Below are 12,893 nucleotides of genomic sequence, written 5' to 3' on the forward strand. Positions count from 1 at the left end.
AGTTTTACCCTTGCTCGATCACTATCGAATATGAAAACCTCTTAGGCAAGGCTGCGACAACACGACGCATCAGGTCACCTCAAAGACCCGATGCCGAAAAGATCAGGCCAGGAGGAAATGCCATGACCACGACCCTGTCGAGCGACTCCGTCGATCTTCTCAGGAACGAGGGCATTCTTTTTCCCATCCCCGTCTTCGGCGAGGAGGAAATCGCCGGATACCGCGCGAAGCTCGAGGATCTCGCGAAGCGGGAAGGGGGCAAGCTGTCCCGCTCGACCAACCAGAAGCCGCACCTGCTCCTGCCGTGGCTGAACCGCATGATCCGGGATCCGCGTATCCTCGATCCCGTTTCCGCGGTGCTCGGTCCCGACATCCTGTGCTGGGGATCCGGATTCTTCTGGAAGCCGCCCAAGGATCCCGCGTTCATCTCCTGGCACCAGGATTCCACCTACTGGGGGCTCTCGGCTCCGGATATCGTGACGGCCTGGATCGCCTTCACGCCCAGTACGGCCGAGAGCGGCTGCATGCGCGTCGTGCCCGGAAGCCACCACAAGGACCAGCTCCCGCACAAGGACACCTTCGCCGAAACCAACCTGCTGTCGCGCGGCCAGGAAGTCGCCGTCGAGGTGGACGAGCGCGACGCGGTCGACGTGGTCCTCCGGCCGGGCGAGATGTCCATCCACCACGTCCGCCTGATCCACGGGTCGGAGCCGAACCGTTCCGACCAGCCGCGCATCGGGTTCGCCATCCGGTACATCCCCACCTACATCCGCCAGACCGCCGGGATCCGCGACAGCGCCACCCTTGTCTGCGGCACGGACCAGTACGGGAACTTCGATCCGGAGCCGGTGCCGGAAAGCGATTTCGATCCGGCGGCGGTTGCATTCCACGCGGCCATGCTCGAACGATCGGAACAGATCCTGTACGCCGGCGCGTCCGAGGTCAGGCACTTCGAGCAGCCGTCCGTCCGCGGCTGAGCACCGAGGGGCCGATCCATAACAAGACGCATAAAACAAGACGCATAACAAGAAGCAGGAAAGCCTGAAGGAGGGAGGAAACATGAAACGGTTGTTCGCCGCCGCCGCGCTGGCGGCCTTCTGGGCCGGTGCTGCTCCGGCCATGGCGCAGAGCTACGTGATCAAGTTCGCCCATTCGCTCTCGAACACGGAGCCGGCTCACCTCGCGGCGGAGTATTTCGCCAAGAATGTCGGGGAGCGCACCGGCGGGCAGGTTTCGATCAGCGTCTTCCCGAGCGAGCAGCTGGGATCGGGAAAGGATGTCAACGAGATGATCCGGCAGGGCGCGCCGGTCATGAACATCACCGATCCCGGCTACCTTTCCGACTTCGTGCCGGACGTCGGGGTGTTGAACGGACCCTACCTGCTGAAGGAGCCCGAGGACTTCAAGAAGATCCTGGCCAGCGACTGGTACGACGGGATCGACGCGAGCCTGCAGGAGGCGGGGTTCCGCGTCGTTTCCTTCAACGGGCTGTTCGGCCCCCGGCATATCCTGTCGGACAAGCCGGTCCGCTCACCGGCCGACATGCAGGGCGTGACGATCCGTGTCCCGCCCAACCAGATGTGGATCGAAACCTTCAGGGCCATGGGCGCGCGGCCGACCACGGTGAACTGGTCGGAAGTCTATACGGCGCTTCAGCAGAACGTCGTCTCCGCCGTAGAGGCGCCGCTGGGATCCCTCTACGGATCGAAACTGCACGAGACCCGCAAGACGCTGTCGCTGGACAGCCATTTCATCTCGTGGATCACGTTCGTGATGAGCGAGCAGTACTTCAAAATGTTGCCCAAGGATATCCAGCAGGTCCTGCTCGAGGAGGGAGAGAAGGCCGGCGAGTACATGACCAGACTCACCCTGGAGCGGGAGGCGGACTACATCGCCAAGTTCAAGGAGGCCGGCGTGACCGTGGTGGACGACGTCGATCTCGATGCCTTCGCCAAAGCGACGGAGAGTGTCTATTCCGCTTTCCCGAAGTGGACACCCGGGCTTCATGAGCAGGTTCAGGAGATCCTCAACTACTGAAGCGGACGATCGCCGAGTGCGATCCGAACATGGAACGGACCAGGGGAGAGGCCATGGTTGAACTGGTCGGGGCGGCCGATGGCCGCACGGTCGGGCAGGCGCAGGCTGGCTGGCTGCGTCGCGCGATCGCCAATCTGGAGGAAACCGCCGCAAGCGCAGCCCTCGTCATCGTCGTGTTGTCGGTCTGCTGGGGAGTGCTCAGCCGGTACGTGACCCAGCAACCGGCGGCATGGTCGGGAGAGGTCGCCGCCATAGCCTTCGCCTGGGTGGTCTTCCTGGGCGCCGCCGCCGGCTTCAAGCGGGGATTGCACGTCTCCATCGACATGGTCGTGTCATTGCTTCCCGCACGGGCGCGCCGTATCCTCGACCTGGGTGTTGAAATCCTGCTCGTGGCGTTCTGCCTTTACATGGTCTGGTTGGGCATCACCTTCGTCATCGCCAACTGGGAGAACCCGACCTCGGTGTTGCGGCTGTCCTCGTCGATCGTCTACGCGGCGGTGCCGGTCGGCTTCGGCCTGATGGCGATGCGCATCGTGCAACGCGCGATCGGCGCCTTGCGCGGCCCGCTTCCGGAGCAGGCGCCATGAATCTTCTCCCGGTTTCCATCATGTTCGGAATGCTGGCCCTCAACGTGCCGGTGGCGTTCGCCATCGCCATGGCGGCGCTCAGCTTCTTCCTGTTCGCCGGCGGCCTTCCCATCAACATCTTCGTGCAGCGCCTGGTGAGCGCCACCGAGTCCTTCCCTTTGCTCGCGGTCCCGTTCTTCATCCTTGCGGGCTCGATCATGAACCATGCCGGTATCACCCGGCGGCTGATGGGATTGGCCGATGCGCTCGTCGGCCACTGGGTCGGCGGGTTGGCGCAGGCGAACATCATCCTGGCGGCGATGATGGGCGGCCTCTCGGCTTCGGCCAACGCCGACGCGGCCATGCAGGCCAAGATGCTCGGGCCGGAGATGATCCGCCGCGGCTACGCACCCGGTTTCGTGGCGGCCCTGACCGCCTGCGCCGCGGTGATCACGCCGATCATCCCGCCGGGCATCGGACTGATCATCTACGGTTTCCTGGCCGACGTCTCGATCGGCCGCCTGTTCATCGGCGGCGTGGTCCCGGGCCTGCTGCTGTGCGGCGCGCTGATGCTCGTCACGGCGGCGATCTCGAAGCGCCGGGGCTATCGGCCGAGCCGGCAGCGCTTCGTCTCCGGGGCGGAGCTGTGGAGCGCCTTCACCCAGGCGATCTGGGCGCTGACCATCCCCCTTTTCATCCTGGTCGGCATCCGGTACGGGATCTTCACGCCGACCGAAGCCGGAGCGATGACCGTGCTGTACGCGACGATCATCGGTTTCGCGGTGCATCGCGAGCTTCGGATCGCCGACCTGCCGTCGATCCTGACGGAGGCGGTGCTCGCGACGAGCACCGTCATGCTGATCATCTGCGCCGCCTCGGCCTTCGGCTTCTACATGGCGTGGGAGAGGATCCCGTTCACGGTGGCGGCGCAGCTGGTGGCCCTGACCCAGGATCCTTACCTGCTGCTCCTGCTGATCAACGTGATGCTGCTCGCCGTCGGGATGCTGATCGAAGGGACGGCCGCGCTGATCCTGCTGGCCCCGATCCTGGTGCCGGTGATCACCAAGGTGGGCATCGACCCGGTGCATTTCGGCCTGGTGATGGTGGTGAACCTGACGATCGGGGCGTCACGCCGCCGGTCGGAACCTTGATGTACACGACCTGCTCGATACTCAATGTCCGCTTGCAGCGTTTCACCGTCGAGGGAATGCCTCTCATCCTCACCTTGATCGCCGTGCTGTTGCTGATCAGCTTTTTCCCCCAGATCGTCCTGTTCCTGCCCAACGCACTGATGGGATAGGAACCCGTATCGGATAGCCTCCACAAGACCGAAGTAATCCCCGCCGCGGGCCATGACGCAACCGGGATGCCGTCGAGTTCGCCGCCCTGGAATGGGTGGACTGGTTCAACAACCAGCCCGTGCTCGAACCCATCGGCAACATTCCGCCCGCCGAGGCCGAAGCACGCTACCATGCTCAAACCGACGATGTCGCCTTGGCGGCGTGACTCAACCAAACCAGCCTCCGGAAAACTCGGCGAGGTTCACTTTCCGGCAGAAACTCCAATGATCCCGCTCTCCAGATTGCCAGAGCCAACTCTCTCAAGCGCGTTTGGCAAAAGCCCCTTGAATGACATGGCCCAATCCAGTTGCGTGGCTACAACTCGGAAGCCATTGAACCATGCCATTCGTTCATATGCTCCTTGCGGAAACGTCTGTTCGTTGATGCCTTGTTCGATCAATCGCTTCGTAAATTCGTCGTATCCAGTGCCAACAGGTTCGCAAATCAGGAACAAAATACCGTCTTTTCTAAGTACACGTTGACATTCGTTCAACTGCGTGTGCAGGTCGGGAAAATGATGAAGAGACCGGCAAAAGACAATTGCATCTGCGCTGTTGTCTTCGAACGGCATCGCTTCGGCGTTGACACGAATCATCCACGAGGACCACGTCTTGTCCCATCGTCGAATGAACCTGCCCAGGCGGAGCAGGCGGAGAGATGCGTCTAGATTTACTAAAAGCCCTGGTGGCGTCGGGAACGCGTCGAGAAAAGATGGTCTGAGACCGCTGCCGACTTCTATTATCAGATTCGCCCGCTCGGGCATGTGACGGCGTATGAATGCGGCGCCTAGTTTGCCGTCAAGATCTTCAGTGAAAGGTTGGCTTTCCGACATATCATCCGGCAGGCAGCCAAGCTCCCGCGTTATGTCCATCGGCACGTCGATGTGCCTCAGCCATGCAACGCCTTCTTGAACCGCAGCCAATCTTAATGTGTACCGACCCGGCAGTTTGGGGGGGCGTACTTCAACGTGAGCCGTTGCGGCGCGTCCCGGCGGCAGGGCCACTGGCAGAGCGGAGCGAAGGCCTTCGAACTCCACGATTTCCCCTTCTTCATCAAGCCAGTGATAGCTCAATGTCACAGGGTTCAAACCGGCTGTAACGATGCGGAACGGCCCATCGTTGCGAATTCGTAAAGCTACATAGAAGTGCTTTTCTATTGTAGCGGAAGCAGGTGCATAAGCAGGTCCGACTTCAATGTCCGGACGAAAATTGTCCAGTCCGAAGCGATCAAAGAGAACCTCCTCCTCCGCATCGAAAAATGCATTGCCGCTGGGTGCCACCGGACGGATTGCCTGGCGCACCAGTTCACGTGTATCAGGATCGTCGGGAAGGCCGAGAGAGGAGATGATTCCGCATTCAGCCGTCTCGCCCTTAACAGAAACTGGAGGTGGTGTTTCCGGAGTCGTAAGATCGAGAATCCAGTCCTCTTCTTCTCTTGTAAACCCGCATGAGGTGCAGAGTAAGCGACAACTGGATGCAGCTTGCATTTCAGGCTTCCGGCAGGCAGGGCACCGAAGGCCCGATGCAATCAACCGGGCGAGTCGAGTTCCTATGGCATTGCCATTGTCGCCATTGTCGATCTGCACTGAAATCCTCATTGTTGTCAGTCAACTTCTCATCATCGTTCCTCATAACACACCCGGTGCCTCCGGACTTCTTCCGAAAGTTGGGTACCGTAACGACTTTTGACCTCACGGATCGCTTGAGCGACACATTCCAAGGACGAAGTCCGCCCTACAGACGAATTCTGCATCAATGTCGGCGCATGATGTCCTCTGGTGGGAGTATGCGGGGAGCATGGGTTTTCCGCTACCGGCCGACTGCGGTCTGCCGTAGCGAGAAGACCTCGCCCTGGGGGATGCCCAGGGAAGTCTCATAGGCCCGGATCACCTCTTCGATGGGACCTTCGGCCCTGACGGAGCCGTGCTCCATCCAGACGGCGCGGTTGCAGACGCGGCGCGTAAGTGCCAGCGAGTGAGTGGCCAGCACCAGGATGCCCGAATTCCCGACAAGGTGGTCGAGCCGCTCCTCCGCTTTGCTGAGGAAAGTCGCGTCGCCGGCTCCGATCCACTCGTCGAGCAACAGGATATCGGGAACCACGCTCGTCGACACCGCGAAGGCCAGTCTCAGGATCATGCCGCTAGAGTAGGTGCGGACCGGTATGTCCAGATAATCCCCGAGGCCGGAGAACTCCGCGATCTCCGGCCGCAACCGCTCGATCTGCCTGTGGTCGAGGCCGAGCAAGCGCCCGCGGATCGAGATGTTTTCATGGCCGGTGGATTCCGCGTCTATGCCGAGCATGATGTCGGACAGGGCGGCGATCCTGCCGCTCGAGACGATCTGTCCGGCTGTCGGCTCATAAGCTCCGGCCAGAACGCGCAGCATCGTTGTCTTTCCGGCGCCGTTGTGTCCGATCAGGGCGACGCGGTCGCCGTGCTCGAAGCTGAGCGTGATGTTCTGCAGGGCCCGGACGACGATCCGGTCGTTCTTGCCGAGGCCCAGGTGGCCGCCGGTGGTCATGTTCATCAGCGATCGCTTCAGCGACCGGCCGTGAGCGTTATAGACCGGGAATTCGACCGAGACGTTGTTGAGGTCGATATGAACGTCAGACATTACCATTCCTTCGCATGATCCGCTCCGCCGACGAGGGGCGGGGTCCTTACAGCCAGTAGGCGATGCGGCTGCGGAACCGCCTGAAGAACATCCAGGAGACCGTGCCGCCGACCAGCAGCATGCCGGCGAGGACGTAGTAGCTCAGTGTCTCTGGAAGCTGTCCCAGCAGGGGGGCCCGGACGACTTCTATCAGGTGGTGGAACGGGTTCCAGTCTAGGAAAAATCCAAATCTTTCGGCGAGAAGCTCCGGCTTGTAAATGATCGGGCTCAGAAAGAAGAAAATCTGCAGCGCGTTCTGGACGACCGGTGGCAGGTCCCTGAACCGGGTGCACAGCGGGCCGACGATTAGCGTTATCCAGAACAGGTTCGCGATCACCAGGATCATTCCGGGGACGATCAGAAGGAGATGCCAGGTTGGCACGATGCCAAACCACAGATACACCAGCGGGATGACGGTCAAGTTGTGCGCCAGGATGATGATGTTGCGCCAGATGACTCTCAGGATATGGACAGTCAGGGGAATGCCCCCGCCCTTTATGATCCCATCGGCTGAGATAAAGACCGTCGTCGAGTCACTGATCGTCGTTGACAGGAAGGCCCAGACGATCAGGCCCCCGCGATGAACGGGATAAAGTCGGACGTATCCATCCTGAACAGCGAAGCATACAGGGTGCCGAGCGCCATCACCATGATACCCATGCTGATCGTGAGCCAGAAGGCGCCCAGCACGGATCGCCGGTACCGCTGCCGGATATCCAGCCAGCCGAGCATTGACCAAAGGCGCCAGGAGGAAAGGCCTCCCAGGATGTCTCGGGCTGCGAGCGTGGTAAGGCTGGTCTCCGCGCGCCTCTGCGGGTTCGTGAGGCGGTCCTGTCGCGAGGGATGGGTTGCAGTCATGTCTGCTTCAATCAATCGTTGCATCAAGGCGGCCGAAGGGCTTCTGAGTACGGCAATGTAATCGACCGTCTTTCGACGAAGCAACCCCGAGCATTCCGTTTTGCTATTGAACGCGTCTCGTTTTGCCGAGAGAACGGCAGACGCATACTTCCGTTCAAAAGGTCATACCTAAAAATTGCTATGACTCTATGCGTAACAGATTAAATATCCAAAAGAGGTGCCCAATTCATCGAGAAATCCACATAAGATAGGATTACATCATCAAAGCTCCCTAGTTCAGAGAACTCCACCTATCGAAGTAGAGGGTTCCTTTGCGTAACACCTCTGGATATCGAAAAATCTTGCGAAAGCCGCGCCGGGACGACTACGGTGTGCCGCAACTTGGGACCTGTTTCAAAGCGATTTTCTTCTTTCAAGGCAACTTCCCCGATATGACATGCCAAGAACATAGTGGTGCTGCATGACCTCGAAATCAAACGCTCGGAATGAGCAGATTTGCGTTGACAGCCTCATGGAGCAGATCCGCAAGGAGGTGCAGCGGCAGTCACCCAGAATGGCCCGGCCGGCATCGAGCGCGTTCAGTGTTCCTGTCACGCCTCCTGCTCCTGCTCCCTCTGTCAGCCTACCTCCGATTGCGCGGGATGACCGGGGACACTCCGCGCTGCTTGGCGTTGATGTGGGGCGCAGCTCTTACCACTACGGCGAGCTGTTGGGATACGACGGCCCCCGGTTCGTCCAGATGGCATATCGCGTATTCCTCGGCCGCGAGCCCGATCCGGAAGGTGAAAGCACCTGGCTCGAAGGGCTTGGCTCCGGTCGTGTCACCAAGCCGGAAATGCTGTGGCTGCTCAGCAGGAGTGCCGAAGGCAGGCACCGGGGGGTCCGGTTATCCGGTCTCGGCTGGCGAACCGCGTACTACCGGGCGCTCAAGGCCCCGGTGGTCGGCCGGCTGTTCCGGGCCGCGCGCAAGGTCAATCAGCTGCCCCACCTGACCCAGAGCTTCGGGCGTATGGAAGACGGCCTGCGGTCGCTGCAGGACAGGCTCGCCAGGATCGAGGGAACGAGCTCCGGTACGCCGCACGTCACCGCGAAGCTTCTCGACAGCAGCCGGGCGATGGCTGCCGAAGTGACTCAGCTGAGGGAGCGGGTATCCAACCTCGAGTCCCTGAAAGGTCTCTCCTCCGAAATCGCGACTGTGCGCACATCCTTCCTGGCCAGGGAGACCGAAATGGTGCATCGCCTGGCCGTGCTGGATCAGTACGCCAGCCGCCTGGGTGTCCTGGAAAGCGAAACCGTCAGGCGCCCTGACCTGGCAGAACTGCACGAGCAACTCGAAGTCCGCTTCAATGCCCTGAGCGAGGGGCTGGTCCGCCGCACCGAAGTCGAGGAACTGAACAGGCAGTTGAGGGAGCTGGTCGACGGCTCCGCGACACTGTCGGACACGGCCGTTGGCGAAGTGCGGGAGAAGGTCTTGCAGATCCAGATGAAGATGGCGCAGCTGCGCAACATCGTTCTGGATCAGGAGCGGCGCGTCAACCGCTTCCTGGCCGAGGCCCGGGCGCGGCTGCCGGGCGAGCCGCTCGGCGCCGACCAGATCGAGCGCATGGTCCGGGACAAGGACGATGCCGACGATACCGCCTATCTCGAATTCGAGGATCAGTTCCGCGGCACCCGGGCGGAAATCAAGGAGCGTCAGCGCTTCTATCTCCCCTTCGTCCGCCAAACCGTCGACTCGCACGGCGGCGGCGTCCTGGATATCGGGTGCGGACGCGGCGAGTGGCTGGAACTGCTGAAGGAGCACGATATCAAGGCCTGCGGCATCGACATGAACCGGGCCATGGTGCGGCGGAGCGTCGAGGCCGGCCTGTCCGTGACCGAAGGCATGGCGGTCGAGCATCTCCAGACCCTCCCGGATTCCAGCCTGGAAGTGGTCACGGCCTTCCATGTCATCGAGCATCTCGGGATGAGGGAACTCGCCGACTTTATGCAGGAGGTCCGGCGCGTCCTGCGGCCGAACGGGATCGCCATCTTCGAGACCCCGAACCCGGAGAACCTGATCACCGGGGCGTGCAATTTCTACCTCGATCCAACCCACCGCAACCCGCTTCCTCCGGCTACGACCAAGTTCCTGATGGAAAATGCCGGGTTCACATCGGTGGAGATACATCCTCTGCACGCCCAGGAATTTGATCACGGCATCACGAACCTATTCCTTAAAAATCTTCTGTTCGGTCCGCAGGACTACGGGGCGATCGGGCGCAAGCCCTGAACCGTCGGCAATTGTCGAGGACCATCATGAACATCTGCATCTGCAACGAACGTTTCCTGTTCCGCTTCGGCCTGGACCGGGTTCTCATCCTGATGGCCAAGGGGCTGGCCGACCGCGGGCACCAGGTGACCCTGCTCGGCACCCGGGCCGACAAGGCCATCGTCGACACCATCGCCCACCGGTTCGTCCAGGTTCCGGAAGCCCCCGACGATTACGCCCGCTCGGACTCCTTCACCGCCGAGTGGCTCGCCGCCAACTTCGCGAAGATCTTCCCGCCCGGTGAGGAGCCGGATGCCGTGGTGATCGGCGGTTGGCCGTTCTTCGAGGCCATCGATCTGTTCGCCGCCCGCACCGGGGCGGTGGCGTTCCTGGATCCCGGCGCCGTGCCGCTCGACGGGATGTCGGGTGGAGCGCTGTTCATCCAGGAAAAACTCCGGACACTGCGGCGTCAGCATCTGCCAAACGCCACGGCCATCCTGCCCATCAGCGACTTCATCTCGCGCACCCAGAGCATTTCGGACAGAGGCACCCCGGAAGGTATCACGACGATCCGCCTGGGCGCCGACCACATGGAGATGAACCTCTGGCAGTCCGAACACGTGAGCGGCTCGGGGCGGGGGGAAACCCTGGCGGCCGTCGAGCGCCTCAAGGCCGGGGGCCGGCGGGTCATCTTGAATCTGGGGCGCTGGGAGACCGGAAACTACAAGAACTCCGCCGCCTGTCTCCAGATCATGCGCGAGGTGCGGCGCACGGTGCCGGACGCAGTCCTGCTGGTGCTTTCACCGCCCGGCAGCATCGATCTCCCGCCTGACCTGGCCGGCGCCATCCACTGCATCGGCTTTCCCGACGACGCCGAGCTGCAGGCGATCATGGCTGCATCCGACCTAGGAATCTCGGTTTCCCTGTGGGAGGGCTTCAACCTGCCATTGGCCGAGATGCAATGGCAAGGTCAGCCCGCGGTGGCCTTCGACATCGGGGCTCACCCTGAGGTTATCGCGCATCCCTGGTTCCTGTGTCGCGACGAAGCCGACATGGTGGCCCGGATAACAGACGTCCTATCGGGTGCCACCCCGGCCGAGGCCGCATCGAGCGCCAACCTGGACAGGTGGCGGCAGGATTTCCGCTGGTCCAATGTGCTCGATCGCTACTGCCGCTTTCTGGAAGATCTGGGCAAGCGGCTTCCGGCGGACCCGGTGGTGCCGCCCCTGCTCATCGTCGACGTCACGAACTCGTGCAGGGATACCGCCAACAGCGGCGTGATCCGGGTGACCAGGCGGCTGTGCCACAGTCTGCAGGACTGGCTCGATCCCGTGTTCGTCGTCTGGAACGAGGAACTCCGGACCTACACGCTTCCGTCCGTGGCCGGTTACGAGCTGCTCTCGCAGTACAACGGGCCTCGGATGCCGGACCAGGCCATTCCTTACCTGAACCGCGCCACCCCTGTCACGCTCAACGAGTTCCTCGAAAGACTGCCCGGGAACGGCGGCGTCGATCCCGTATTCTTCCTGCCGGAGACGGTACTAGGCGACCGCGTCGATGGCATCCAGCAATTCATCAGGTCCCGTGGCTGGAAGAGCGTCGCCATACTGTATGACCTGATTCCGCTCCTCTATCCCGAATTCTGCAGCCACAACGTCCGGACACCTTTCAAAGCCTACCTGGGGCTCGTCGCCTCGTGCGACGTCATCATTCCGATATCGCAGTTCTCCGCGGACAGCTTCACCGAGCACTGCCGTCTGCACGGAATGCGACACGGAACCGTTTCGGCGGTGCAGCTTCCCGGCGAGTTCGGTGGGCACCCGCGGGGTGCAGCACCGCCGGCGAACACGGCCGGCCCGGTGCGTATCCTGTGCGTGTCGACGCTGGAAAAGCGCAAGAACCACAGGAACCTGCTCAAGGCGGTCCGGATCATGGCCGAGCGGCACCCGGAGATCGATTGGGAGCTTACCCTCGTCGGCAATCTTTACGCGGAAGAGCACGAGATCGCCGATGCGGTTCGCGACGCAACAGCCCGGGATGCGCGGATCCGATGGCTTGGCGTGGTCGACGACGCGACTTTGAGCCGTCTCTATGACCAGTCGAGCTTCACGATCTATCCCTCGATCGTCGAGGGCTTCGGCATGCCCGTGCTGGAGAGCATCTGGCACTGCCGCCCGTGCTTGTGCAACGAAACGGGTGTCATGGCTGAACTGGCGGCCGAAGGCGGCTGTCTCACCGTCGATGTAGAAGATCCCGATGCTTTCGCCGACGCGATCGCCCGCCTGTGCCAGGACCAGAGCTTGAGGGAGCGACTGACGCGGGAAGCCGTCTCCCGGCCGGTCAAGAACTGGGACGATTATGCACGCGAATTCCTCGGATCCCTGTCCCCTCCGCGGGGAACACAGGGGGCTGTGTTGACTGTCGGTTTCGGCTCGGCACCCGGACACGCAGCACCGGTCCCCGCCAATGAAGCACCTGCTCCGAGCAAGGTAGGTCCCATGAGTTTCCAAGATATGCTGTACCCGAGCTGCCTGATGGATAACTGGCAGATGCATGATTCCGAACGCATGGCCCTGACAGGTCTGCTGGCACGCCACAAGCCGGCCTGCAGCCTGGAGATCGGCACCTATTTCGGCGGCAGCCTTTCCCTGATCGCCCAGTACTCGAAGGTCGTCTTCTCCGTCGACATCGATGCCGCGGTGCTCGACAGGGTTCCGGATTATGACAATGTCAGCTTCCTGATCGGCCCCTCGACGGAGGTGGTGCCTCGTCTGTTCAGGGCCCTGGAGGATGAGGGTATCGATGTCGACTTCATCCTGATCGATGCCGACCATTCGGCTGAGGGAGTTCGCCGGGACATCGAAATCGTTCTGAAATACGTACCTCGGAAACCTCTGCTGATCGCCATGCACGACTCTTTCAATCCGGACTGCCGGGCCGGCATCGTATCGGCTGATTGGGAGTCATCTCCCTATGCCCATTGGGTGGACGTGGATTTCGTTCCCGGCCGTATCGTGGAGGGGGAGGGCAATGCGGCAGCTGGGCAGATGTGGGGCGGTCTTGCCGTGGCCATGCTTCAGCCGACGCCGCGCCAAGGACGCGTCGACGTACACCAGACAGCCAGACAGTTCTTCGAGAAATCGCGGGCTGCATCCTTCCACACCACCTGACCGCATGAACGGCAAGAGGCTTT

The 12,893-nt window shown here is 61.7% G+C and carries 10 protein-coding genes and 2 pseudogenes; 8 read left to right on the forward strand and 4 right to left on the reverse strand.

The annotated features are described in order from the left end of the window. The first annotated feature begins 122 nt into the window (after positions 1-122). The 6 genes and pseudogenes from DPR14_RS11365 to DPR14_RS11385 form a co-directional block, all read left to right on the forward strand. On the forward strand, positions 123-977 hold the full coding sequence (locus DPR14_RS11365; protein WP_158045235.1) for a phytanoyl-CoA dioxygenase family protein: 855 nt from the start codon (positions 123-125) through the stop codon (positions 975-977). 82 nt (positions 978-1,059) lie between these two features. Further along, positions 1,060-2,037, forward strand: a complete 978-nt coding sequence (locus DPR14_RS11370; RefSeq protein ID WP_158045236.1) for a C4-dicarboxylate TRAP transporter substrate-binding protein — start codon at positions 1,060-1,062, stop codon at positions 2,035-2,037. Between the two features lie 53 nt (positions 2,038-2,090). Further along, the gene (locus tag DPR14_RS11375; protein WP_192499411.1) at positions 2,091-2,624 is read left to right on the forward strand and encodes a TRAP transporter small permease; all 534 of its coding nucleotides are present in this window, start codon (positions 2,091-2,093) and stop codon (positions 2,622-2,624) included. Then, positions 2,621-3,754, forward strand: a complete 1,134-nt coding sequence (locus DPR14_RS11380) for a TRAP transporter large permease (protein WP_211103965.1) — start codon at positions 2,621-2,623, stop codon at positions 3,752-3,754. The genes DPR14_RS11375 and DPR14_RS11380 overlap by 4 nt, the downstream gene beginning before the upstream one ends. Further along, positions 3,754-3,810 (forward strand): annotated as a pseudogene (locus DPR14_RS29090) (hypothetical protein); the annotation flags it as partial. The gene DPR14_RS11380 and the pseudogene DPR14_RS29090, both read left to right, overlap by 1 nt. Before the next feature lie 149 nt (positions 3,811-3,959). After that, positions 3,960-4,109 (forward strand): annotated as a pseudogene (locus DPR14_RS11385) (IS3 family transposase); the annotation flags it as partial. 36 nt (positions 4,110-4,145) lie between these two features. Here the strand turns inward: DPR14_RS11385 and DPR14_RS11390 are convergent. The 4 genes from DPR14_RS11390 to DPR14_RS28180 form a co-directional block, all read right to left on the reverse strand. Then, on the reverse strand, positions 4,146-5,528 hold the full coding sequence (locus tag DPR14_RS11390; protein ID WP_192499412.1) for a methyltransferase domain-containing protein: 1,383 nt from the start codon (positions 5,526-5,528) through the stop codon (positions 4,146-4,148). 223 nt (positions 5,529-5,751) lie between these two features. Further along, complete coding sequence (locus DPR14_RS11395) at positions 5,752-6,555, reverse strand: ABC transporter ATP-binding protein (protein WP_158045239.1); 804 nt, start codon at positions 6,553-6,555, stop codon at positions 5,752-5,754. Positions 6,556-6,601: 46 nt separating this feature from the next. Further along, a complete protein-coding gene (locus tag DPR14_RS11400) occupies positions 6,602-7,015 on the reverse strand; it encodes an ABC transporter permease (RefSeq protein WP_343038727.1) in 414 nt (137 codons plus the stop codon). A 146-nt stretch (positions 7,016-7,161) separates the two neighbouring features. Next, complete coding sequence (locus tag DPR14_RS28180; protein WP_246149434.1) at positions 7,162-7,326, reverse strand: hypothetical protein; 165 nt, start codon at positions 7,324-7,326, stop codon at positions 7,162-7,164. A gap of 637 nt (positions 7,327-7,963) precedes the next feature. Between DPR14_RS28180 and DPR14_RS11405 the strand changes: the two genes are divergently transcribed. Together DPR14_RS11405 and DPR14_RS11410 are read left to right on the forward strand one after the other, a co-directional pair. Continuing rightward, a complete protein-coding gene (locus DPR14_RS11405) occupies positions 7,964-9,721 on the forward strand; it encodes a methyltransferase domain-containing protein (RefSeq protein WP_192499414.1) in 1,758 nt (585 codons plus the stop codon). A 26-nt stretch (positions 9,722-9,747) separates the two neighbouring features. After that, entirely contained in the window at positions 9,748-12,870 is a 3,123-nt protein-coding gene (locus tag DPR14_RS11410; RefSeq protein ID WP_158045242.1) for a glycosyltransferase, read from the forward strand. The last annotated feature ends 23 nt before the right edge of the window (positions 12,871-12,893 follow it).

The organism is Skermanella pratensis, assembly GCF_008843145.1.
Classification (GTDB): Bacteria; Pseudomonadota; Alphaproteobacteria; order Azospirillales; family Azospirillaceae; genus Skermanella; species Skermanella pratensis.

Coding starts and splice junctions, on each gene's coding strand:
- DPR14_RS11365 (WP_158045235.1), top strand. CDS start 123: ATGACCACGACCCTGTCGAGCGACTCCGTCGATCTTCTCAGGAACGAG.
- DPR14_RS11375 (WP_192499411.1), top strand. CDS start 2,091: ATGGTTGAACTGGTCGGGGCGGCCGATGGCCGCACGGTCGGGCAGGCG.
- DPR14_RS11395 (WP_158045239.1), bottom strand. CDS start 6,555: ATGTCTGACGTTCATATCGACCTCAACAACGTCTCGGTCGAATTCCCG.
- DPR14_RS11405 (WP_192499414.1), top strand. CDS start 7,964: ATGGAGCAGATCCGCAAGGAGGTGCAGCGGCAGTCACCCAGAATGGCC.
- DPR14_RS11370 (WP_158045236.1), top strand. CDS start 1,060: ATGAAACGGTTGTTCGCCGCCGCCGCGCTGGCGGCCTTCTGGGCCGGT.
- DPR14_RS11410 (WP_158045242.1), top strand. CDS start 9,748: ATGAACATCTGCATCTGCAACGAACGTTTCCTGTTCCGCTTCGGCCTG.
- DPR14_RS11380 (WP_211103965.1), top strand. CDS start 2,621: ATGAATCTTCTCCCGGTTTCCATCATGTTCGGAATGCTGGCCCTCAAC.
- DPR14_RS28180 (WP_246149434.1), bottom strand. CDS start 7,326: ATGCTCGGCTGGCTGGATATCCGGCAGCGGTACCGGCGATCCGTGCTG.